This window comes from Pigmentiphaga sp. MLSB6-MA01 (assembly GCF_058793475.1).
In genome coordinates this window covers 163,017-183,838 of sequence record NZ_JBXAFV010000015.1, presented here as the reverse complement: position 1 = coordinate 183,838, position 20,822 = coordinate 163,017, and the positions used below count along the sequence as shown (strand labels likewise).

The window sequence follows — 20,822 nt, the reverse complement described above, 5'->3', positions numbered from 1 at the left end:
CCCCCCCCCCCCCCCCCCCCCCCCCCCCCCCCCCCCCCCCCCCCCCCCCCCCCCCCCCCCCCCCCCCCCCCCGCCCCACCCCACCGGTCAAGGACGGCTCAAGAACCCTATCCCTGTCCTTGAGGTCGACCATCTGCATGCCATGAATATCGATTCAGCCTAGGGCCAGCTCCCGCAAAAAGGGGCCTCGCACAGGCCGGGAATGGCCCCTGGGCGCCGCGCGCGCTCAGCCGAAGAACGCCAGCAACATCCGGTTCACCGCATCCGCCTGCTCGTACTGCACCCAATGCCCCGCATCGGGAACGACGCGCCACTGGCGCTCGGGCCGGCCGTCGACCCACCACGGCCCCACCCGCTCGGGATGCGCGGTCACGTCGTGCTCGCCCCAGGCGAACAGGATGGGCATGGAAAAGCCGTCCAGCAGCCCCTTCGTCGGACTGCCGTGCGACAAGGCCTTGCTGCGGAAACGCGTGGCCTCGCAGGCGTGGCGGTGCACCGCCACGGCCAGCGCGTCGATGCTGCGCTCGCCGTGCAGCATCAGGGCCCGCAGGTTGTGGCGCAAATCCTCGATCAGGGCGTCCTCGCCGCTTGCCAGCCGCCAGTTGACCATCGCGGCCTTCTGCCGCCGCGGCGTGCCGTGGCCGGCGGCGCCGAGCAACGCCAACCGCGCCACCCGTCCACGCCGGGCGGCCAGATGAACCGCGCACAGGCCGCCGAACGAGAAACCGGCCAGGTCGACCGGCGTGTCCGCCCCCACGAGCTGGTCCAGGGTCGCCGCCGTGGTCGCCACCAGATGCGGCAGATCGGCGGGCGGCGCCAGCGTCCCGGATTCGCCGAACGAAGGCATGTCGGGCACCCAGACGGTATGGCGGCGCGCGAGCGCCTCCAGGTTGCGTATCCAGTGCCGCCAGCTGCCGTGCCCCCCATGCAGCAGCACCAGCGGGCTGCCCTGCCCGGCGGAACGCCAGACGACCCGCGTGCCGGCGTGTTCGACGGTGTGGCGGACGGTGGCGGCCTCCACCGCGGCAATGGCCGCCTCGGCGCGGGCGCGGTCGTCGTTCGGGTAAAGGATGGGATCGATGTCGCTCATGACGGGGAATCGCGCGGGAAAACCGGACAAAGGCGCAAGCTTAACCCGACGCCGCGAAGGCGGCGGCCCATCCACTACACTAGCGCCTCCCATCGTTTCTTTCCCGCAGCCAGCATGTCCGAACCCGTCCGCCTGTCCAAACGCATGTCCGAACTGGGACTCTGTTCCCGCCGGGAAGCCGATGAATGGATCAGCCGGGGCTGGGTGCGCGTGGACGGCGCGGTGGTCTCGGTGCTGGGCAGCAAGGTGCTGCCGAAGCAGAAGATCACCATCGAACGCCAGGCCAGCGCCGAGCAGGCGCAGCGGGTCACCATCCTGCTGAACAAGCCGGTCGGCTACGTCAGCGGCCAGGCCGAGGACGGCTACCAGCCCGCCGTGACCCTGGTCAAGGCCAGCACACGCTGGACCGGAGACCGCTCGCCCACCCGCTTCCAGCCCAGCCAGTTGCGCAGCCTGGTGCCGGCGGGGCGGCTGGACATCGATTCGGTCGGGCTGCTGGTGCTGACCCAGGACGGCCGCATCGCCAAACACCTGATTGGCGAGGACTCGACCGTCGACAAGGAATACCTGGTCCGCGTCCAGTACTCGCGCCCGGGCCGCCTGCCCGAAAGCGGCCTCAAACTGCTCAACCACGGCCTGTCGCTGGATGGCAAACCCCTGCGTCCCGCCAAGGTCCGCTGGCAAAACGACGACCAGCTCTCCTTCACCTTGCGCGAAGGCAAGAAGCGCCAGATCCGCCGCATGTGCGAAGCCGTCGGCCTGCGCGTGGTGGGTCTCAAGCGCGTCCGCATAGGCGGCGTCGCACTGGGCGACCTGCCTCCGGGACAGTGGCGGTATCTGCGGGAAGACGAACAGTTCTGACAGGCGGCGGGCCGGCCCGCTAATCGTGGTCCTGCCTGGCCAACGCCTCGTAGACGTAGGCGGCGGCGCCTTCGATATGCGCCCGCAGCAGGCCGCAGGCCTTGTCGGCATCGCGCTCCAGGCAGGCTTCGACCAGTTGGTGATGTTCCAGCACGACGCGCTGGTCCACCGTGCGGTTGGCGAGGAACAGGCGCCGGTAGCGGTCGCCCCGGTCATTCAGCATCGAACAGAACTGCAGCAGCAGCGGCATGCGACAGGCCGAAACCAGGCTCATGTGGAGCTGCCTGTGCAGGCGCTCCCACCGCTCCACCCGCTGCTGCCCATTGTCGGTCTTCTCCTGGCGCGACAACTGCATCAGCGTGCCGGTGATCCGGACCTCCCATTCCTCGTCGGCATGCAGGATGGAATCGCGCAGGGCCTTGGGCTCCAGATCGGCCCGCAGCTCGACCACCTCGGCCAGGTTCTCGGCCGAAACCGGCGCCACGCGCACGCCGCGCTGGTCCTCGATCAGCAGCAGGCCTTCCGATCCCAGGCGTGACACCGCCTCGCGCAGCGGACTGAGACTGACGCCGTAGCGGTCGCGCAATTCCTCCAGCCGGATCCGCTGCCCGGGCAACAGTTCCCCTGACAACACCTCCTGCCGCAAGCGTTCCACCAGCGAAGTCGCCAGCGTCGCCCGGCCCCGTTCGGGGGCGGGCTCGGAGCCGATCGGAATCTGTCTTGTCATGAGGCAGGCGAAGCGAGAAAAGATCCCCGGATTTTAGCCAGTTGTTGACCTGAAAAACGATAATGATCAAAATATCGATGATTTACAAATAATCGATATTTAGAAAACCAGCCAGGACGGCTGCCCCAAGGAAGGAGACACGATGGAATACACCCCGCTCAGGCTGCTGATCGATGGCCAATGGCTGGACGGCCAGGGACGCGAGACGCTGCCGGTCATCAACCCGGCCACCGAGGCCGTGCTCGGCCAGTTGCCCGTGGCGTCCGAAGCCGACGTCGAGCGCGCGGCCCGCGCCGCGGAACGAAGCTTTCCGGCATGGCGGGACATGTCCGCCTACGACCGCGCGAAGATCCTGTTCCGGACCGGGGAAGTGCTGCGCGGCCGCGTCGAGCGCATCGCGCAACTGATGACCCTGGAGCAGGGCAAGCCCCTGAACCAGGCCCGCCAGGAAGTCATCCACCTGCCCGACATGCTCGTCTGGCATGCCGAGGAAGGCCGCCGCGTCTATGGCCGGACCATTCCGGCCCGCGACCTCGGGCACCGCCAGGTCTCGGCGCGCGAGCCCATGGGCCCCATCGCCGCGTTCACGACCTGGAACTACCCGGCCATGATTCCCATGAAAAAGGTCTGCGCCATCCTGGCGGCCGGGTGCACCTGCGTGCTCAAAGGCGCGGAAGAAACGCCGGCGTCGACCATGGAACTGGTCCGGGCCTTCGCCGACGCGGGGCTGCCCGAAGGCGTGCTCAACCTCGTCTACGGCGCGCCCGACCGCATCTCCAGCCAGTTGATCGCCTCGCCGTCGATCCGGGGCATTTCGTTCACCGGCTCCACCGCCGTCGGCCGCAAGCTGGCGGAGCTGTCGGGCCGGCACCTCAAGCGCACGGTCATGGAGCTGGGCGGCCACGCCCCCGTGATCGTCATGGACGACGTGCGCGACCTGGCCGGCCTCGCCCGCACCTCGGTCCTGCGCAAGTTCCGCAACTCGGCGCAGGGCTGCGTGAATCCGAGCCGGTTCTTCATCCATCGCAAACTCTACGAACCCTTCGTCGAAGCATTCGTGGCCGAAACCCGGGCCCTGGTCGTCGGCGACGGCTTCTCTCCCGAGGTCAACATGGGGCCGCTGGCGCACGAGCGCAGGCTGGGCGCCATGCAGCACTGCGTCGACGATGCGCTGGCGCAAGGCGCCACGCTGCGCTGCGGCGGCAGGCGGCTGGACCGGCCGGGCTACTTCTGGGAGCCCACCGTCCTGACCGATGTCCCGGCCAGCGCGCTGGTCATGAACGAGGAGCCCTTCGGCCCCGTCGTTCCCATCAATGCCTTCGACGACGTCGAGGAAGTCCTGGCCGAAGCCAACCGGCTGCCGGTGGGGCTGGCGGCCTATGCCTTCACCAACTCGACGCTATGGGCCAACCGCCTGTCGCGGCGGCTGGAGGCCGGCATGGTCGCGATCAACTCCTTTGCCTTCGGCGCCGCCAATGCCAGCAGCACGCCCGAGGTTCCGTTCGGCGGGATCAAGGCCAGCGGCTTCGGCGCCGAATGCGGCAGCGAGGGCATAGAGGGATACCTGAACATCAAGTTCGTCAGCGAATACGAACAGGCGTGACGAGCGCCGCCCCCAAAACATCCAGGAGACAAACATCATGACCCCTACCCGACGCATTCTTGCGGGCGTCGCACTCGCGCTGGCCGCCGGCAGCGCCATGGCCACCTACCCCGACCGGCCCATCCGCTTCATCGTTCCCATGGCGGCCGGCGGCCCCGCCGACCAGACCGCGCGCCTGCTGGCCAGGATGATCAGCGACCAGCTGGGGCAGCCCGTCGTGGTCGACAACCGCAGCGGCGCGGGCGGCGTGGCGGGCACGGACGTCATCGCCAAGGCGGCGCCGGACGGCTACACGATAGGCATGGGCACCATCAGCAGCTTCGGCATCAATCCGGGCCTGATGGCCAAGATGCCGTTCGACGCGCAAAAGGATTTCACGCCCATCGGCAACGCCTCGGCCACCAGCGGCATCATCCTGGCGACCCGCGACGCCCCCTTCAAGGACCTGCCCGGCCTGGTCGCCTATGCCAGGCAGAACCCCGGCAAGGTCACCTACGCGTCCGCCGGCATCGGCTCGGTCGGCCACATGGTGGGCGAGTCCCTGAACCACGCCGCCGGCATCGCGCTGACGCACGTGCCCTACCGGGGCACCACGCCCGCCGCGCAAGGCCTGCTGGCCGGCGACGTCATGCTGTTCATCGAGACCTCGTTCAGCACGGCCATGCAGTACCTGCCCACGGGCCGGATCAAGGCCATCGCCGTCACGCGCAAGCAGCGCTCGCCCCTGCTGCCCGACGTCCCCTCGATGGGCGAAGGCGGATTCCCGCAGATCGACAGCCCGGCCTGGTTCGGCGTGGTCGGGCCGGCGGGCATGCCGCCCGACGTCGTCAAGCAGTTGAACGCCATCCTGCAGAAGGGATTCGGCACGCCCGAGGCCCGGGAGCAACTGGCCCGCTTCGGCGCCGAGCCCGTGCCCTCGACGCCCGAGGACTTCCGCACCTACATCGGCGAGGAAATCGGCCGCTGGACCCGGGTCATCCGCGCCGCGGGCATCAAGCCCGAGTAGCGTCCCGTACCAGCCGCTGCCGCGCAAACGCCGGATACGTCTCCGCGACCTGGTCGCGTACCACGGACGTCAGCAGGTCCACCCATGGCGGCGGCGGCGGCGGTGTTTCGGGCACCGAAGGCGGACGATCGAAGTCAAAACCCGTGGCCTGCACGATGTCGTCGACCGAATGGCCCGGGTGCGTACTGCTCAACGTGAAACGGCCGGTGCCGCGGTCGAAGGCGAAAGCCGCCTTGCTGGTGACGAGGTCGGTCGGTCCGCCACGGCGATACACCCCCGGCGGCGGCATGCCCGGCGCGCTGATGAAATCCACCTTGGGGACCAGCACACGGGGACTATGTTCTTCGCGGTACAGGATGACCCGCGGCACCATGGAGATGATGAACGGCGTACCGAACGAACCGGGAAAGCGGGCCTTCGATCGTGGATACTCCCCGACTCCCACGTTGTTGAGATTGGCCTGTCCATCGATCTGCCCGCCGCCGATGAAGAAAACATCGATGCGGCCCTGCCCGATCCGGTCGTACAGTTCGCTGCCGCTCTCGTGGAAGGGGTCGTTGACGTTGTTCCGAAACACCAGGGCTCGCGTGCGGCCCGGGCAGAGCCGCTGCGCCAGCAAAGCCGCCGCGGCCGGTACCGGCGACGAAGAACCCACGGCCACGACACCGGCATTCTCCAGCATCTTCGCAAGCAGGCAGATGACCAGCATGTCGTTGTTCATGCGCGGACTCCGTCGATACGCGGCTCGTTGGCGACGAACTCGTCCAGGTAGGCCTGGAAACCTTCGTCGGTACGGGCGGCATCCATGTAGCGGACGATATGCGGGGTATCTTCCTCGCGCTCGTGTTGCAGCGTCATGGGCCAGGTCCCGCCCGGGACGTGCGCCAGGCCCGACACGTACACCTCGGACAAGGTGCCGGCCGACATGACGGGATCGGTCAACAGGTTGCCGTCCCAGATGTGCTCCACGGTGACGAAAGTCTTGCGCGACGCGTGGGCGGTGTATGCCAGGTCGCGCCGGCCGCCGGTCCAGACGTTGCCATGGCGATCGCCCCAGCGCGCGTGGAACAGGAAGCAGTCCGGATTCAACGCGGGCACCAGCAGTACCGGATCGCCTCCATCGGCGAACGGGTTGTCGATGACCCGCCATTCGGGACGTACCCGCAGCAGATCCGATCCGATGATGCCGCGCAGCGATGCGAACGGCGCGCCTTTCGCCCCCGCCTGCAGGCCCGCATGGATGACGGGGCAGGTGGAATCCTTCAACTGCAGGCCGCCGTCGCGAACCGCGACGCGAAAGCGCGCGCCGGCGCCGAGCTCTCCCACGACCACTCCGCCGCACTCCACGGTATGAACCAGCCCCGCGCCGATCAACAGGTCGGCATGCAAGCCACACGCCGGCACGCACAGAAGATGAAAGGGCCGTGGCCGACGCCGGATGAGGGCGCGTACCGCCGCCATGGGTACGCCGCTTTCGTCCTTGGGCAAGGCCAGCATGCCCCCTTCGAAGCCGGCGACCAGTTCGTCCACGGTCAGCAATGAGCGTTCTGCATGCATATCGTGCTTCCTCCGTATTCAGGCCGCGCGCAGCGCCGGCAATCCCGACGGCTCGAAACATGCCAACGATTCGGGATTGGCGAGCGCACCGAGATTGGACGGCTCGCGGCCGTGGATGGCATCCCGCACGGCGGCCTCGGACACCTTGCCGGTGAACGTGACGGGTATGGCCGCCACCGGAATGATCTTCGACGGCACGTGCCGGGGCGACAGGCCATCCCGCAACAACTTGCGTATCCGCCCTTCCATCTGGTCGTCGAACGCCGCGCCGTCTCTCAGTTGAACGAACATTACCACCCGTGTGTCGCCCTCCCAATCCTGAGCCACGACGACGCTTTCGCGCACGTCGTCGAAATCGGCAAGCTGCCTGTAGATCTCTGCCGTGCCGATGCGCACGCCCCGGGCGTTGAGCGTGGAATCGCTGCGGCCATGGATGATCAGGCCGCCGTGCCCGGTGAACTCTGCCCAATCCCCATGCCGCCAGACGTCGGGATAGACGCTGAAATACGTCTCCCGGTAGCGTTTGTCGCCTGGATCGTTGAGGTAATGCAAGGGCATCGAAGGAAACGGACGCTTGACAACGAGTTCGCCCGGCTGGCCCCGTAGCGGGTTGCCCTGCCCGTCGAAGACGTCGATGTCGAAGCCCAGCGCCGGCCCCTGGATTTCTCCCGCCCAGACCGGGCCAATGGGGAAATTCGAGACCAGGGAACCGAACGAATCCGTTCCGCCGGACGGAGAAACGACGTGCACGTCGGCCTTCACCTTTTCATAGACGTATGCGTAGCCGTCGGCCCCGAAGGGGGAACCGTTGCACATGAGCGTCTTCAGCGCGCCGAAGTCATGGTCGAGGCGCGGCACGCGGCCGGCCTTGGCCAGCGACTCGACATAGCGGGCCGGCAGCCGCGCGAACGTCACGCGCTGCTCGGCGATATGGCGTACCAGGGCATCGCCACCGGGATGGAAGGGCGAGCCGTCGTACAGCACGATGGAGGCGCCGCAGCCAAGCGCCATGGCCATGACGTTCCAGACCATCCAGCCTATGGTGCTGGCCATATAGACGCGGTCTCCCGGGCGAACGTCGAACTGGAGCGCATGCGCCTTGAGATTTTCGAGCATGGCGCCGCCCGCCCCGTGCACGATGCACTTGGGCGCTCCGGTCGTCCCGGAGGAAAACAGAATATAGGCCGGGTGCTGGAAAGGCAGGCTCTCGTACTCGATCCCGCCGGCCTGGTAAGGCGCCAGAAAGCGATCGCGCTCCACCGTCCCCGCCATGCTCCGCCCGACGCCCAGAACCGGCACGGCCACCGCGGTCGAAATGGACGGGACACGCCGCAGGATTTCCTCGACCTTCTCGCCCAGTTCATAGACCTTGCCGCCATGCCGGTAACCGTCCGCGACGAGCATGAGCTTGGGCTGGACCTGGCCGATGCGATCGACGGCGGCGTTGACACCGTACTCCGGCGAACATGCCGCCCATACCGCGCCGAGGGCCACGGTCGCCAGCATGGCGGCCACCGCATCCGGGATGCTGGGTGTCAGGCACGCCACGCGATCGCCCACCCCCACCCCGGCGGCTCGCATGGCCTGCTGGTAGCGGGAAACCCGCGCACGCAACTCGCCGAAACTCAGGCTGGTCGGTGCCGCGTCCTCCATCAGGCCGATGACGGCCGGCATGTGGTCGTCCGACGCCAGCAAGGTACGTGCGATGTTCAAGCGCGCGTCGGGGAACCAGCTCGCACCTGGCATGCGGTCGCCGCCGACCAAATCCCGATCGCCCAGATGCTCGTACCGCACGCCGCAATAGTCGATGACGGTCCGCCAGAACGCGCCAGGATGCTCGACCGAATAGGCGTGCAACTGCTGGTAGTCCCGCAACGGCGGCCCGCCTCGCCGCGCGACCATTTCCATGAACTCGACCATGCGCGAACTCGCGGCGCGCGCTGGCGTGGGGGTCCAGATCGGGGCTTTCCCGGTATCGCTCGATGCCTCCATGGCGTCTCCTCTCATTTTGATTTCAATTCTAGTCCATCTAAAAATTTTTTGATGTATATTTGATTAACAACAAAATTTTCAATCGATAATCCGAGCCTGAAAAGACCCGGCTCCAGGAGACGACCATGGCCCGCCTTTCCCCAGCCCTGCCATACGCGGCGCTCGCCGCCGCCGCTTGCGCCAGCTTCGCGGCAGCCGGCCAGAGTGCCGACAAACCCTATCCCTCCAAACCCGTGCAGTGGATCGTCCCTTTCGCCGCCGGCAGCGGCGTCGATACCGAGGCACGAGTACTGGCCGACAAGGTATCCAAGATCCTCGGCCAGGCGGTGGTCGTCGAGAACAAGGCAGGCGCGGGCGGCACCATAGGGGTCGCGCAGGCGGCCCGCAGCCCCGCCGACGGCTATACGGTCGTATCGGGAACCAATGGCACCCATGGTGTCGCATCGGTGCTGTACGGCAGCAATCTTGGCTACGATCCGATCCGGGACTTCGCTCCCATCACCGCCGTCAGCGTTGCGCCCTTCGTCGTGCTGGTCAACGGCGACTCGCGCTGGAAGACGATCCAGGAACTGATGGCGGACATCAAGGCCCATCCAGGCAAGTTCACCTACGCGTCAGGCGGCAACGGCACGCTGTCCCACATCGGCGCGCAGATGGTCCTGACCGCGACCGGCACCGACATGAGCCACATTCCCTATCGCGGCACCGGCCCTGCCCGCGTAGACCTGCTGGCGGGCCGGGTGGACGTCATGGTCGATTCGCTCACCAATACGGTGCCGTTGATGGAGGCAGGCAAGCTGCGCGGGCTGGCCGCGCTCACCCCTTCCGCCCGGTCGTTCACGCCGGACCTGCCCACGCTGGAAGCGGTAGGCGTCAAGGGGTTCGAAGTCAGCGGCTGGCATGTACTGCTCGCCCCCGCCGGCACGCCCCGGGCGGCCATCGACCGTCTCAACGCCGCCTTCCGGGAAGCCATGAAAGACCCGCTGCTGTCGAAGAACCTGGCCAGCAAGGGCCTTCAACCCACCCCGACCACCCCCGAAGAGCTCGCCGCCTTCATGAAGGTCGAAGTCCCCAAGTGGGAAGAGGCCGCCCGCAAGTCGGGCGCCCGTGTCGAATGACGGCGGCCGGGGCGGGTTGTCCCGCCCCCGCCGGTCGTCAGGCAGCAATGCGGCGCGCGTCCTCCAGCACGCTGCCATCGATCCACCCGGCGATGTCCACTTCCCGCGTGATCGTGCCGTGATCGCGCAACATGCGCTCCCGCTCGGCCAGCAACGCGAGGTCCGCCGGGCTGCAGTGCAGGCGGCTCCAGCCGGGAAAATCGAGTCCCCGGGCGCGATAGAGGCCGGGGGATATTCCAAGGTCGCGTTCGACCAGCCCGGCGATCTGCTGCGGATGCCGCGCGGCCCACTTCTCCGCCTGGAGCAGGCGGGCCAGCATGTCGACCACCACCTCGCGGTGCTCGTCCAGCAATGCCTGGCTGACCGTCACGGTGCGCAGTTCACCGCGCGCCCGCGGCGCCGGATCTTCCCGGCTGTCGTAGATACGGCGCAATCCCAGGTTGGCAACCGTTTCCTCGGGCAGCGCCGTCACGATGGCATCGACCTCGCCACGCTCGAGCATGATGCAGAACCGGTGCGCCGCCTGCTCGAAGAAATGCGTGGCCTCGGGTTCCATGTCGCAGCGCTTTTCCCGGTCGAAATCCACGTCGACCACGGTCACATCCGCCATCGCCAGCCCCGCGCTGGCCAGGCACGTGGACAAGGGTTTCAGGAACACTTCGCGGTCGACGTCAAACGGCCGGCCGGGCACCCGGGGCAGGGGAACGCGGCGCCCGCGCAGCCCGGCGGCCGTGCGGATGGGGGAATCGTCCCTGACGTAGACGGGCTCGCTGCATTCATAGCCGGAGAACGCCACCAGGCGGGTCGAGGCGCCCTGAGCGCGTGCCCACATGGCTTTGGCATGCCCCGCGTGCCGCATCCACAGCCGGTCTTCCTGGTGGTTGTAGTCGCCAAGCTCGATGCGCACCCTTTCCGTTCCGGCCATCAGGCCCAGTTGAACGGCCAGGCACGTCGGCGTAGGAATGACGCGGCACCGCGAATAATGAATCGTTTCCATTTCAATGACCTCGTTGCGGGGAGCCGCGATCGGCCGCACGGACTTGACCGTGGCCCCCCGTACCCCAGTGATAGAATCGCCCGGCCGTCTCGCCTATATACCGCATGGGAGAATCATGGCGCTCTCGCTCGCCAATATCCGTGGTCTGCTGGCTCTTGCAGAACACTTGAGTTTTCGCCGGGCAGCCGAAGCCCTCAATCTGGGGCAGCCCGCGCTGAGCGCGCAGATACGCGCGCTGGAAGACGCCGTAGGCGTGGCCTTGGTATCGCGCACCACGCGGGATGTCCGCCTCACGCCCGAGGGGGAACGCTTCGTGGCACAGATGCGCAGGCTGACGGCGGAGATGGACTCGGTCGTCGCCGCCTTGCGCGACCCGGCGCTGCTGCTTGCGGGCCGGGTCGCGTTTTCCTGCATCCCCACCGTCGCCGCGCATATCTTTCCGAAGGTCATCAAACGCTTCCGTGACAAGCATCCAGGCGTGGCGATCGAGATGCACGACGAAGAAACCGTCAGGCTCGAACGCCGCATCCTCAGCCGCGAAGTGGATTTCGGCATAGGCGGCGTGCCCCGCTGGCGGGACGAACTGGAATTCACGCGGCTGGCGCACGACCCCTTCGTGCTCGTCTGCGCCAAGACCCATCCGCTGGCCCGCCGCGGCAAGGTGCATCTCGAAGAGGCACTGCAGTATCCGCTCATCTCGCTCAGCAAGGGCTCGAACATCCGTGCCACCACCGAGACCTACCTGAGCCGGCAGGGATACTCGTTCTCCCCCGCCTACAGCCTCAAGCAACACTATACGATCGGCCCCATGGTCGAGGCGCAGCTCGGCATCTCCCTTCTTCCCAACACGGCCGCCGCCTCGCTGAAGGTCTCCCCCCGCTTGCGGGTCATTCCGCTGGACCATCCGGATTTCACGCGCGAGCTCGGTCTCATCAAGCGCATAGGCGAGCCCCTGACTCCCGTCGCCGAAGCCTTCTACCAGGCAACGGCCCAGGCCTTGCGCGGCCCGGCCGGCAAGCACATGACCAGCGAATGAGCAGGAATCCGGCATGCGTCAATCCGCCTTGATGCCCGCGCTCCGGATGACCTGGGCCCAGCGGGGCATTTCCGCCCTCACGTAGCGGCCCAGTTCCTCGGGCGTGCCCGGCGTGGCGCCAACACCGCGCGCGGCCAGGCTCTTGCGCACCTCGGGGTCCTTCAATGCCGCGACGAATGCGGCATTGAGCCGTTCGATGACGGGGCGCGGGGTATTGGCGGGCGCGAACACACCATCCCAGGCCGCGATCTCGAATCCCGGGTAGCCGGACGACGCCAGCGTGGGCACGTCGGGGTAGGCTTCTTCGGGATCCAGGGAAAGCACGGCCAATGGCCGCAGCCTGCCGGCATCGATCTGCGCGCGGGCATTGGCGATGACATCGAACATCATGTCCAGCCGCCCTCCCAGCAGGTCCACCGTGGCGGCTGCATTCCCGCGATAAGGCACGTGCACGATATCGACGCCGGCCGCGCTGCGGAACATCTCTCCCGCGATGTGCAGCGCCGATCCGTTGCCGCCGGATCCGAAGGTCCGCTTGCCCGGATTGGCCTTGAGATCGGCGATCAACGCCGAAACGCTTTTTATCGGCGATTGGGCATTCACCACCAGCACCATCGACACCCGCGTCAGTTTGGTGACCGGAGCGAAGTCCTTGACCGGGTCATAGCCGGGATCGTTGTAGAGCGCCGGATTCGCGGCGTGCGTTCCGCTGGTCCCGTACAGCAGCGTGTATCCATCGGCCGGCGCCCGGGCAACGAAGGCAGCCCCGACGTTGCCCCCTGCCCCCGGCCGGTTCTCTACCACGATCGATTGCCCAAGCTCTTTTTCGGCGCGCGCCGCGACCGTGCGGGCAATGTTGTCCGCGCCCCCTCCGGCCAGGAAGGGAACGATCCAGCGCACGGGCTTGGCGGGGAAGGTCTCGGCGGCGCCCGCCGCCGGCCAGGCCAGCGCTCCTGACAGTCCCAGCAGCAACGCCGGGACGAAATGCCTGCGGTCGAGCAACTCCCGTGCACCCATGATGTGTCGTCTCCCATGATTTCGATATGTGGCGCTGCGCACCTTTAAATCAATAATATCAATTTAAAAGCTCTATTGCTCAATTTTTTTGATTTGATGTAAGATCGAAAAAAACCATCCGGAAGCACCATGCGCGACGCACATAACGAGTTCGACCTGGACTATCTGGTCGGCCACATCATGGACGGCGACCGGATTGCGATCGCGACCGGCTTCAATGGTCATTTCAGCGGCGTGGCCATGAACGCCACCCGCGCGCTGATACGCCGCGGAATCCGCCGACTGCGCGTGCTTTGCGTACCGTCCAGCAGCATCCAGGTCGACATGCTGATCGGCGCCGGCTGCGTCGCATCGGTAGAGATGGGCGGCATCGTTCTGTACGAATACGGGTCCGCGCCACGATTCACGGAGGCCCAGGCGCAAGGCACGATAGCCGTGCGGGAAGCAACCTGCCCGGCTATCACCGCGGGCCTGAAGGCAAGCGAATCCGGCCTGCCGTTCATGCCCGTGCGAGGCGTGCTCGGTTCGGATGTCTACCGCGTCAGGCAGGACGAATGGAAACAGATCGCGAATCCGTTCGACCCCGCCGAACAGGTGGCCGTGATTCCCGCCATCTGCCCCGACATCGCCTTGTTCCACGCGCCGCTTGCCGACCGGCACGGCAACGTCTGGATAGGCAGCCGTGGCTCCCTCAAGCTCATGGCCCGGGCCGCCAGGCGCACGCTCGTCACCTACGATGAGCGCTACGAAGGCAATCTGATGGAAGACCCGATAAGAAGAGCGGGAGTGATAGGAGACGCCTACATCACCGGCATCTGCCGCCAACCCAACGGTTCATGGCCGTTGCATGGCGGCGAACGCTACCCGGAAGACAGGGAACACATGCAGCGCTATGCCGACATGGCTCGCACCCGGCAAGGTTTCGACGACTATCTCAAGGCATTTGTCCTGGAAGGCGGGATGCCGGCATGACATGCGACTGGAACGTTCTCGCCGTCACGACGCTTGCCCGCCTGCTCGCTCCCCGCGGCCATGTGCTGGTCGGAACCAATGCGGCCGCGCAGATGGCGGGCGCGCTGCTCGCCCGCGAACTCTCGGGGGGCCGGATCCGCGTCAGCGTGATCGGAAGCCGCAAACACTCTTTCCTGACCGACGACCTGTCCGAAATCTTCGATTGCGCCGCCCGGGGACGCTTCGACGCCTTCATGATCGGAGGAGGCCAGATCGACGGCCAGGCCAACATCAACCTCGTCGGCGTGGGACAGCACCCACGCATGCAGGTGCGTTGGTCCGGATCGCATGGAACGCCGCTGCTCTATCTGATGATTCCCAACATCATCATCTTTCGCGAACGCCATACCCGGGAAGTCATGGTCGACAAAGTGGATTTCATCAGCACGCCGGGAACCAGCCCGGCCGAGGTGTACCGTCCCGGAGGCCCCACGGGCATGCTCACCGGCAAGGGCGTCTTCTCGTTCGACAAGCGCACGGCCCGATTCCGGCTGGAATCCCTCCATCCCGGCATCGATCTGCGCGACATCCTGCAGAACACGGGTTTCGCGTTCGATCATGACGAGGCTCCCGCCGCCACCGCCCTGCCATCCAATGAAGTGGCTACGCTGCTGCGCGACGCCGTCTGCCCCGAGGTGGCCGAAATCTATCCCCGGTTCGCGCAGGCATTGAGCCGGGGCGTCGACACGCATCTTGCGCACGCCTCGTCATGAACGTCTCGACACCGATCTGGCGCCCCACCCCGGAACGAATGGCGAATGCGCGCATGCGCGCGTTCATGCAGAGGCTGCAACCGGCCAGCGCATCCCCGCTCGACGCCTACGATTCGCTATACCGGTTTTCGCTCTCGCAGCCCGCGGCATTCTGGGGCGGGCTGTGGGACTACCTCGGACTGCGCGGCGAAAAGGGCGGGCTCGTGGTCGACGACCCGCTCCGCCTGCCCGGGGCCCGCTGGTTTCCCCAGGCCCGGCTCAACTTCGCCGAGAACCTGCTGCCGCGCGACGACGCCGCCGACGCGCTCGTATTCCGCAACGAACAAGGCATGCGCCGCGCCCTGAGCTGGCGCATGCTGCAACAACAGGTCGCGGCCTGTGCGCATGCGCTGGAATCGGCGGGCGTCCGACCGGGCGACCGGGTCGCGGGATACCTGCCCAACGTTCCCGAAGCCATCGTCGCCATGCTCGCCACCACCTCGATCGGAGCGATCTGGTGCGCCTGTTCGCCCGACTACGGCGTCGCGAGCTGCCTTGACAGGTTGCGCCAGGTCGAGCCCAAGGTGCTGTTCACGACCAACGGCTATGTCCATGGCGGCCGCTTTCACGATCTGGCCGACAAGTCACGGGAAATCGCCGCCGCCCTGCCCGGCCTCGCCCGCACGGTCACCGTCGCCTATCCCGGCTCGACGCTGCCGGACGACGAGAACCTGTCATACGAAGCCTTCCTGGCTGGGCAGCCATGCAGGATCGCATGGAAACGATTCCCCTTCGATCACCCGGCGTTCATCCTCTTTTCATCCGGCACCACCGGCACCCCCAAGTGCATCGTGCATGGCGCGGGCGGAAGCCTGTTGCAGACGCTGAAGGAGCTGGCGCTGCACTGCGACGTCCATCCGGAAGAACGCGTCATGTACCTGACCACCACAGGGTGGATGGTCTGGAACGTCATGGCGTCTGCGCTCGGCCTGGGCGCGACCGTCATCCTCTACGATGGGTCGCCCGCCTTCCCCTCCACGTCGGCACTGTGGGACCTGGTCGACGATGAAGACATCGCGGTGCTGCGCATCGTCCCCCGGCTCATCGAGCAGTACCAGGCAGCCGGGCTGCGGCCCCGCGATAGCCATCGGCTCGCAAGCCTCAAATGCATACAGGCAGGCAGCTCTCCCCTGTCATCGCGGCATTACGAATACGTCTACCGCGAGATCAAGGAAGACGTGCACCTGATGTCACCCGCAGGCGGAACCGACATCATGGGCACGCTCGCGACCGGCAGCCCGATTTCGCCGGTCTGGGCAGGGGAAATACAAGTGCTGTCGCTGGGCATGAAAGTGGAGGTCTACGATGACTCGGGCCGCCCGGTCGTCGGCCAGCCCGGCGAACTCGTGTGCACCCAGGCCTTCCCTTCCGTGCCGGTCGCGTTCTGGAATGACGACGGCAGCCGGCTGCATGCCGCCTATTTCCAGCAGATTCCCGGGGCATGGCGGCATGGCGATTGGGCACGCCTGACCGCGCACGGGGGCCTGATCATCGAAGGCCGTTCCGACGCCACCCTCAATGTCAACGGGATACGCATCGGGACCAGCGAAATATACCGGGCACTCCAAGGCCTGGAGCTTGTCACGGAAGCCGCGGCGGTCGAATGCCCTGGCCCGGACGGCACGTCCATCGTGTTGTTCGTCGTACTGCGGGAGGGAAACCAGCTCTCCGGCACCCTCGCCGCGGACATACGCAATGCCATCCGGACCGGCGCCACCTCGCGCCACATTCCGGCAAGCATCGTCCAGGTGGACGACCTGCCACGCTCATCCAACGGGAAAGTCTCCGAAGTGGCGATCCGGGACTTTCTGGCAGGCCGTCCGACCCGCCACCGCGACGGCCTGCTCAATCCCGAGGCGCTCGATCGGCTCGCCGCGAGCAGCCTGACCACCCATTGACGGACACCGTCAACCTTCCTCCACGCGAGCAAAGGACCTTCATGCCCCACGACCTCGACATCATCTGGTACACGCGTTGCCCCGTTCCCACCGCATCGGGCATCGCCATCCACAACGGCTGGCTCGAACAGGAGTTCGAATCGGACGGCATCTCGGTGCTCTCGCTGTGCGCATCGCCCGATCAATCGGTCCGGGAATCGCACTTCGATCACCGGCAAGGCGACTCGTTCCGCCACGGCGGCAACGCGCCACCGATCTGGTCACGCTCGGAAGGCAATGACGTCGTGGTCGTGGGGCTGACCTGGTTGCCGCAGTACCAGTCCCTCCTCACCCTGCCGGACTCAGGCATCCGCTCTCCCGCCGACCTGAAGGGCCGGCGCCTCGCCCTGCCTAGACGGACCCATGAAAAAATCGACTTCTGGCGTGCCTCCGCGCTGCAGGGGTACGCGCAAGTCCTGGCGTCGGTGGGCCTGACGCTGGATGACGTCACGCTGGTCGACCTGCCAATCGACCAGCCATATATTGGCAAGGTCGCCGCCTCGAACACCGGCGCGCTGTTCGACGCCCATCAGTTCGCGAGTTCGGCGCGGGCCGAGACTTTCGCGCTCATCCGGGGCGAAGCCGACGTGCTGTACAACTACGGCGCAGCCGGCCCCGCCCTCCAGGAATTCCTCGGCGCGCATGTCGTGGCCGACATCAATCACCATCCGGATCGGCGCGTCAGCATCAATAACGGTACGCCCAACGTACTGTCGGTAAGCGGCCGCCTGGTCCGGGAGTATCCGGAGTTCGTCGCACGATATCTCTGCCAGGTGCTCAGGGCGGCCCAATGGGCTCGCGCAAACCGTGCCGCCACCCAGGCCATCATCGCCCGCGAAGTCTCGGTCGCCTACGAATGGGTGCCCGAAGCCTTCGACGACACCGTCTACCAGAATCTCGAGCCCAGCCTGGCCCCCGAACTGGTCCGCGCACTGGAAGTCCGCAAGGACTTCCTGTATGAACACGGCTTCATCCGCAACGACTTCTCCATCGCCGACTGGATCGTTCCCGGCCCCCTGGCCCGCGCCAGGGAGCTTCTCCAGGAACGCAGCCTGGCCGAGGCTGGAGGCACGCAGGTGGAGGCTTAGTCCAGCGAGGCCCCGGACTCCTTCACCGCCGCGGACCACAACTTGTTGTCCGCGACCAGCTTCCTGGCGAACTCCTCGGGTGTGTTGCACAGCACGCTGACGCCGATGGCGGCGAGCTTGGCGCCGAACTCGGCATTCCGGCCCGCCTCGGCCAAGGAGCCGGCGATCTTGTCGACGATCCCGGCAGGCGTGCCGGCCGGGGCCGCCACGCCGTTCCAGGTCTCGGTCGTGAAGCCCGGATAGCCCTGCTCGGCAACGGTCTTGACACCTGGCAGGTCGTTGGAGGGCCTGGTGCCCGAGGTGGCAACGATGCGCAGCCGGTTCGTCGTCGAATAAGGCAGCACCTCGGCCACGTTCGCGAAATACATCGGCACCTGCCCGCCCACCACGTCGGCGATCGCCGGCGCGCCGCCGCGATACGGCGCGTGGATCATCGACAGTTCCGCGCGCTTGACGAACATCGCCATCGTCAAATGGCTGACCGACCCGCTGCCCGCCGAGGCATACGCCACCTGGCCGGGATGCGCCTTCACGTAGGACACCAGCTCGGGCAGCGTCTTCGCCGCGAAGCTCGGATGCACCGCCAGCGCGAACTCGTTGGTCGCCACGATCGACACCGGCGCGAAATCCTTGATCGGGTCGTAGCGCACCTTCTGCAAGTACGGCACGATGGCCATCTGCGGCGCCGTCGCCATGAACAAGGTGTAGCCGTCCGGCTTGGCCCGCGCCACGTAATCGGCGGCGATCGCGCCATTGGCGCCAGGCCGGTTGTCGACGACCACCGTCTGCTTGAGCTTGGCGGTCAGCCATTCGGCGGTGATGCGCGCGATGCTGTCGGTATTGCCGCCGGCGGCGAAAGGCACGACCAGCGTGATCGCGCGTTCGGGCCATGCCGCCTGCGCGGCGCCCGTCACGGCCAACGAAAGAAGAACCCCTGCAAAAGATCGCCACTTCGTTTTCATGCCCATCCCCGCCGTACGTGTGGTTGAAAAATCAGGCTGCGTGATTCATTTCCCGGTAGACGTCGCATGCTTCGGCCTCGGCCGCCTTCACGTGCGCCACGGCCGCGGCGCGCGCGACGCGGGCGTCGCCTTTTTCCAGCGCGTCGTAGATGCTCTCGAGCTCGCGCACGCTGTGCTTGGCGCGGCCGGGGCTGGCCATGGTCCGGGCCCGCAGGAAATTGATGCGTGTCAGCAGGCCATGCAGCACTTCGCCCATGACCGCGTTCCCGCAGCATTGGATGATCACTTCGTAGAAATCCGCCGTGGCCGAGATGCGCGTCTTCCAGTCTTGCTGGTCGACGGCGTCGGCGAAGGTGTCGAGGGCCTCGCGCATGCGGCGCAGGTCGTCCGGCCGGACCCGGCCGGCGGCCAGCGCGGCGGCTTCGCCTTCGAGCAGCGCGCGCAGGTGATAGATGCTCTCGGCCTCTGCCCAGCTCAGTTCGGCCACCGATGGTCCCTTGTTGGGCACGATGGTGATGAGCTTTTCGGTCGCCAGCACCCGCAGCGCTTCGCGCACGGAAGTACGGCTGACGCCCAGCAGGCTGCACAGCTTGGCTTCGACCAGCCGCTCGCCGGGCTTGAAGTAGCCGCTGGTGATGGCCTCGCGGACCAGGCGCACCGTTTCCTGTTGCACCGAACGCGGCGATATTTTCAGGTCCATGGAATCGTGTCTCCGGTTACAGCGGCGGCAGTTGCCGTGCGCCGCGGCGGTCGAACAGGTCGTAGGCCCCCTTGAACCAGGGCTGGGCGGCCAGGCGCTCGCGCCAGGGCGTGGCGCGCGCCTTGGCGCGGGCCGGCGACTCCAGCGCCGCGACATCGTCCAGGTAATGCAGCGCCAGCCGGTTGTAGCGGCCCGGGTCGCCATCCCTGACATGGAAACGCCGCACCGCGCGCCACTGCGGGCATTCCAGCAGCAGCGGCACATGGTCCTGCTCGTACCAGGCGTCGAAATCGGCCAGATGTTCCTGGGGCACGTCGAACCAGACGGGATAGAGCACCGGGGCATCGATGGCTTCGGGCGAGGCATCGCCGGCGCTGCCGATTTCCTCGCACAGGTAACGCGTGAATCCGGACACGTTGCGCAGCATCCAGGCCGTTTCCTCGGAAGGATGCTGCTTGATGGCCTGGTAGGCGACGGTGCGAAGCGCGGCGAGATCGTCCATTTCATAGACGGCGAGGTAGTTGCGTTCGGAAGCCGCGTACCGCTGGGCGCTGACGAAACCGCGCAGGCCCATGCGGATGGGAATGTGCTCGGTGTCGTACCAGCGATTGAACGTCTCTTCCCACTCGGGGGCCGGCGTCATCTCCGAGAACAGAATGGCGCGTCCGCGCATGGAGCTCTCCTGGCATTCATTGACTTTATGATTGTATGACAATAACATCGTCAAACATTCTGTTCAACAAGAATTTGAACCCTCCCCGAGGGTGGCTGACGTCAGGAGCGACACATGCAATTGAAAGTACGCAGGTGGCAGGCAATCGTGGAAGAGAAGCTGGAGGAAGCCGGCCGGCCGGCCGACGAAGCGCTGCGCAAGGCGGCCATCGTGGCCTTCGTGGAAAACCCCTATGCCGGCCGGTACGTGGAAGACCTCTCGCCCATGATCGAAGCGAGCCCCGAACTGGGCGCCCGCATGGCGGCCCGGCTGCGCGCGGCCTACGGCGACCATCCCATCCTCTCGTACGGCAAGGCGGGCGTCGTCGGGCTGGGCGGGGAGCAGGAACACGCCAACGCGCTGCTGACCACCGCCTCGGCCGAACCCCTGCGCAAGGAAATCGGCGGCGGCAAGGCCTGGATCTCGTCGGTGACCAAGGTGGGCGGCCCGGGCACGGTGCTGGACGTGCCGCTTGCCTCCAAGGACGCGCTCTATGTACGGTCGCTCTACAACGCCATGACGCTGTATTTCGCGGATGGCCCCCTGCCCGACGAAATCGCGCTGGTATTCGCCGTCTCCAGCCGCGAGCGGCTCAACGCCCGCGTGGGCGGCCTGCGGCTGCGGGACGTGCAGGGCCAGGACGGACTTGTCTGAGG

Annotated in this window: 20 protein-coding genes; 10 read left to right on the top strand and 10 right to left on the bottom strand. The window is 66.7% G+C overall.

Annotation, left to right across the window (positions count from 1 at the left end; translation table 11 throughout):
• Window positions 1-226 precede the first annotated feature (226 nt).
• Window positions 227-1,090: an alpha/beta fold hydrolase gene (locus AC1Q6E_RS22905; protein WP_492573569.1), complete on the bottom strand. Its 864-nt coding sequence runs from the start codon at window positions 1,088-1,090 to the stop codon at window positions 227-229.
• Between the two features lie 114 nt (window positions 1,091-1,204).
• Between AC1Q6E_RS22905 and AC1Q6E_RS22900 the strand changes: the two genes are divergently transcribed.
• Entirely contained in the window at window positions 1,205-1,951 is a 747-nt protein-coding gene (locus AC1Q6E_RS22900) for a pseudouridine synthase (RefSeq protein ID WP_296555476.1), read from the top strand.
• Window positions 1,952-1,970: 19 nt separating this feature from the next.
• Here AC1Q6E_RS22900 and AC1Q6E_RS22895 read toward each other — a convergent pair whose 3' ends face one another.
• Complete coding sequence (locus AC1Q6E_RS22895) at window positions 1,971-2,678, bottom strand: GntR family transcriptional regulator (RefSeq protein WP_152792719.1); 708 nt, start codon at window positions 2,676-2,678, stop codon at window positions 1,971-1,973.
• Window positions 2,679-2,820: 142 nt separating this feature from the next.
• On the opposite strand from AC1Q6E_RS22895, the gene AC1Q6E_RS22890 reads away from it, so the two are divergent.
• Together AC1Q6E_RS22890 and AC1Q6E_RS22885 are read left to right on the top strand one after the other, a co-directional pair.
• Window positions 2,821-4,281: an NAD-dependent succinate-semialdehyde dehydrogenase gene (locus tag AC1Q6E_RS22890; RefSeq protein ID WP_152792720.1), complete on the top strand. Its 1,461-nt coding sequence runs from the start codon at window positions 2,821-2,823 to the stop codon at window positions 4,279-4,281.
• A 37-nt stretch (window positions 4,282-4,318) separates the two neighbouring features.
• Entirely contained in the window at window positions 4,319-5,287 is a 969-nt protein-coding gene (locus tag AC1Q6E_RS22885) for a Bug family tripartite tricarboxylate transporter substrate binding protein (protein ID WP_152792721.1), read from the top strand.
• Here the strand turns inward: AC1Q6E_RS22885 and AC1Q6E_RS22880 are convergent.
• From AC1Q6E_RS22880 to AC1Q6E_RS22870, 3 genes are read right to left on the bottom strand one after another with little or no spacing between them, the layout of a single operon-like run.
• Entirely contained in the window at window positions 5,274-6,008 is a 735-nt protein-coding gene (locus AC1Q6E_RS22880; RefSeq protein ID WP_152792722.1) for a CoA-transferase, read from the bottom strand. The genes AC1Q6E_RS22885 and AC1Q6E_RS22880 overlap by 14 nt on opposite strands.
• Window positions 6,005-6,844, bottom strand: coding sequence for a CoA transferase (locus AC1Q6E_RS22875; RefSeq protein WP_152792723.1), 840 nt, complete (start codon window positions 6,842-6,844; stop codon window positions 6,005-6,007). The genes AC1Q6E_RS22880 and AC1Q6E_RS22875 overlap by 4 nt, the downstream gene beginning before the upstream one ends.
• Window positions 6,845-6,862: 18 nt before the next feature.
• On the bottom strand, window positions 6,863-8,836 hold the full coding sequence (locus tag AC1Q6E_RS22870) for an acetoacetate--CoA ligase (protein WP_296555485.1): 1,974 nt from the start codon (window positions 8,834-8,836) through the stop codon (window positions 6,863-6,865).
• Window positions 8,837-8,961: 125 nt separating this feature from the next.
• On the opposite strand from AC1Q6E_RS22870, the gene AC1Q6E_RS22865 reads away from it, so the two are divergent.
• Entirely contained in the window at window positions 8,962-9,954 is a 993-nt protein-coding gene (locus AC1Q6E_RS22865; RefSeq protein ID WP_152792725.1) for a Bug family tripartite tricarboxylate transporter substrate binding protein, read from the top strand.
• Window positions 9,955-9,991: 37 nt separating this feature from the next.
• Here AC1Q6E_RS22865 and AC1Q6E_RS22860 read toward each other — a convergent pair whose 3' ends face one another.
• Window positions 9,992-10,951, bottom strand: coding sequence for an ABC transporter substrate-binding protein (locus AC1Q6E_RS22860; RefSeq protein ID WP_492573568.1), 960 nt, complete (start codon window positions 10,949-10,951; stop codon window positions 9,992-9,994).
• Window positions 10,952-11,066: 115 nt separating this feature from the next.
• Here AC1Q6E_RS22860 and AC1Q6E_RS22855 point away from each other — a divergent pair, with 115 nt between their 5' ends.
• Window positions 11,067-11,987 carry a LysR family transcriptional regulator gene (locus tag AC1Q6E_RS22855; RefSeq protein ID WP_296555490.1) on the top strand — a complete coding sequence of 307 codons (921 nt, stop codon included), beginning with the start codon at window positions 11,067-11,069 and terminating at the stop codon, window positions 11,985-11,987.
• An 18-nt stretch (window positions 11,988-12,005) separates the two neighbouring features.
• On the opposite strand, the gene AC1Q6E_RS22850 is transcribed toward AC1Q6E_RS22855, so the two are convergent.
• Window positions 12,006-13,004: a Bug family tripartite tricarboxylate transporter substrate binding protein gene (locus tag AC1Q6E_RS22850; protein ID WP_152792728.1), complete on the bottom strand. Its 999-nt coding sequence runs from the start codon at window positions 13,002-13,004 to the stop codon at window positions 12,006-12,008.
• A 129-nt stretch (window positions 13,005-13,133) separates the two neighbouring features.
• Between AC1Q6E_RS22850 and AC1Q6E_RS22845 the strand changes: the two genes are divergently transcribed.
• From AC1Q6E_RS22845 to AC1Q6E_RS22830, 4 genes are read left to right on the top strand one after another with little or no spacing between them, the layout of a single operon-like run.
• On the top strand, window positions 13,134-13,976 hold the full coding sequence (locus AC1Q6E_RS22845; RefSeq protein WP_492573567.1) for a CoA transferase subunit A: 843 nt from the start codon (window positions 13,134-13,136) through the stop codon (window positions 13,974-13,976).
• Window positions 13,973-14,728 carry a CoA-transferase gene (locus AC1Q6E_RS22840; RefSeq protein ID WP_152792730.1) on the top strand — a complete coding sequence of 252 codons (756 nt, stop codon included), beginning with the start codon at window positions 13,973-13,975 and terminating at the stop codon, window positions 14,726-14,728. The genes AC1Q6E_RS22845 and AC1Q6E_RS22840 overlap by 4 nt, the downstream gene beginning before the upstream one ends.
• Window positions 14,725-16,665 carry an acetoacetate--CoA ligase gene (locus AC1Q6E_RS22835; protein ID WP_492573566.1) on the top strand — a complete coding sequence of 647 codons (1,941 nt, stop codon included), beginning with the start codon at window positions 14,725-14,727 and terminating at the stop codon, window positions 16,663-16,665. Before AC1Q6E_RS22840 ends, AC1Q6E_RS22835 begins: the two co-directional genes overlap by 4 nt.
• 41 nt (window positions 16,666-16,706) lie before the next feature.
• Window positions 16,707-17,792, top strand: a complete 1,086-nt coding sequence (locus AC1Q6E_RS22830; protein WP_152792732.1) for an ABC transporter substrate-binding protein — start codon at window positions 16,707-16,709, stop codon at window positions 17,790-17,792.
• Here AC1Q6E_RS22830 and AC1Q6E_RS22825 read toward each other — a convergent pair.
• From AC1Q6E_RS22825 to AC1Q6E_RS22815, 3 genes are read right to left on the bottom strand one after another with little or no spacing between them, the layout of a single operon-like run.
• The gene (locus tag AC1Q6E_RS22825) at window positions 17,789-18,754 is read right to left on the bottom strand and encodes a Bug family tripartite tricarboxylate transporter substrate binding protein (RefSeq protein ID WP_296555500.1); all 966 of its coding nucleotides are present in this window, start codon (window positions 18,752-18,754) and stop codon (window positions 17,789-17,791) included. The two genes, AC1Q6E_RS22830 and AC1Q6E_RS22825, sit on opposite strands and share 4 nt — an antisense overlap.
• A gap of 31 nt (window positions 18,755-18,785) precedes the next feature.
• Window positions 18,786-19,454, bottom strand: a complete 669-nt coding sequence (locus tag AC1Q6E_RS22820; protein WP_296555501.1) for a GntR family transcriptional regulator — start codon at window positions 19,452-19,454, stop codon at window positions 18,786-18,788.
• Window positions 19,455-19,470: 16 nt separating this feature from the next.
• Window positions 19,471-20,127, bottom strand: a complete 657-nt coding sequence (locus AC1Q6E_RS22815; protein WP_296555503.1) for a DUF4286 family protein — start codon at window positions 20,125-20,127, stop codon at window positions 19,471-19,473.
• Window positions 20,128-20,241: 114 nt separating this feature from the next.
• Between AC1Q6E_RS22815 and AC1Q6E_RS22810 the strand changes: the two genes are divergently transcribed.
• On the top strand, window positions 20,242-20,820 hold the full coding sequence (locus tag AC1Q6E_RS22810; RefSeq protein WP_152792735.1) for an amino acid synthesis family protein: 579 nt from the start codon (window positions 20,242-20,244) through the stop codon (window positions 20,818-20,820).
• The last annotated feature ends 2 nt before the right edge of the window (window positions 20,821-20,822 follow it).

Coding starts and splice junctions, on each gene's coding strand:
- AC1Q6E_RS22905 (WP_492573569.1), bottom strand. CDS start 1,090: ATGAGCGACATCGATCCCATCCTTTACCCGAACGACGACCGCGCCCGC.
- AC1Q6E_RS22900 (WP_296555476.1), top strand. CDS start 1,205: ATGTCCGAACCCGTCCGCCTGTCCAAACGCATGTCCGAACTGGGACTC.
- AC1Q6E_RS22895 (WP_152792719.1), bottom strand. CDS start 2,678: ATGACAAGACAGATTCCGATCGGCTCCGAGCCCGCCCCCGAACGGGGC.
- AC1Q6E_RS22890 (WP_152792720.1), top strand. CDS start 2,821: ATGGAATACACCCCGCTCAGGCTGCTGATCGATGGCCAATGGCTGGAC.
- AC1Q6E_RS22885 (WP_152792721.1), top strand. CDS start 4,319: ATGACCCCTACCCGACGCATTCTTGCGGGCGTCGCACTCGCGCTGGCC.
- AC1Q6E_RS22880 (WP_152792722.1), bottom strand. CDS start 6,008: ATGAACAACGACATGCTGGTCATCTGCCTGCTTGCGAAGATGCTGGAG.
- AC1Q6E_RS22875 (WP_152792723.1), bottom strand. CDS start 6,844: ATGCATGCAGAACGCTCATTGCTGACCGTGGACGAACTGGTCGCCGGC.
- AC1Q6E_RS22870 (WP_296555485.1), bottom strand. CDS start 8,836: ATGGAGGCATCGAGCGATACCGGGAAAGCCCCGATCTGGACCCCCACG.
- AC1Q6E_RS22865 (WP_152792725.1), top strand. CDS start 8,962: ATGGCCCGCCTTTCCCCAGCCCTGCCATACGCGGCGCTCGCCGCCGCC.
- AC1Q6E_RS22860 (WP_492573568.1), bottom strand. CDS start 10,951: ATGGAAACGATTCATTATTCGCGGTGCCGCGTCATTCCTACGCCGACG.
- AC1Q6E_RS22855 (WP_296555490.1), top strand. CDS start 11,067: ATGGCGCTCTCGCTCGCCAATATCCGTGGTCTGCTGGCTCTTGCAGAA.
- AC1Q6E_RS22850 (WP_152792728.1), bottom strand. CDS start 13,004: ATGGGTGCACGGGAGTTGCTCGACCGCAGGCATTTCGTCCCGGCGTTG.
- AC1Q6E_RS22845 (WP_492573567.1), top strand. CDS start 13,134: ATGCGCGACGCACATAACGAGTTCGACCTGGACTATCTGGTCGGCCAC.
- AC1Q6E_RS22840 (WP_152792730.1), top strand. CDS start 13,973: ATGACATGCGACTGGAACGTTCTCGCCGTCACGACGCTTGCCCGCCTG.
- AC1Q6E_RS22835 (WP_492573566.1), top strand. CDS start 14,725: ATGAACGTCTCGACACCGATCTGGCGCCCCACCCCGGAACGAATGGCG.
- AC1Q6E_RS22830 (WP_152792732.1), top strand. CDS start 16,707: ATGCCCCACGACCTCGACATCATCTGGTACACGCGTTGCCCCGTTCCC.
- AC1Q6E_RS22825 (WP_296555500.1), bottom strand. CDS start 18,754: ATGAAAACGAAGTGGCGATCTTTTGCAGGGGTTCTTCTTTCGTTGGCC.
- AC1Q6E_RS22820 (WP_296555501.1), bottom strand. CDS start 19,454: ATGGACCTGAAAATATCGCCGCGTTCGGTGCAACAGGAAACGGTGCGC.
- AC1Q6E_RS22815 (WP_296555503.1), bottom strand. CDS start 20,127: ATGCGCGGACGCGCCATTCTGTTCTCGGAGATGACGCCGGCCCCCGAG.
- AC1Q6E_RS22810 (WP_152792735.1), top strand. CDS start 20,242: ATGCAATTGAAAGTACGCAGGTGGCAGGCAATCGTGGAAGAGAAGCTG.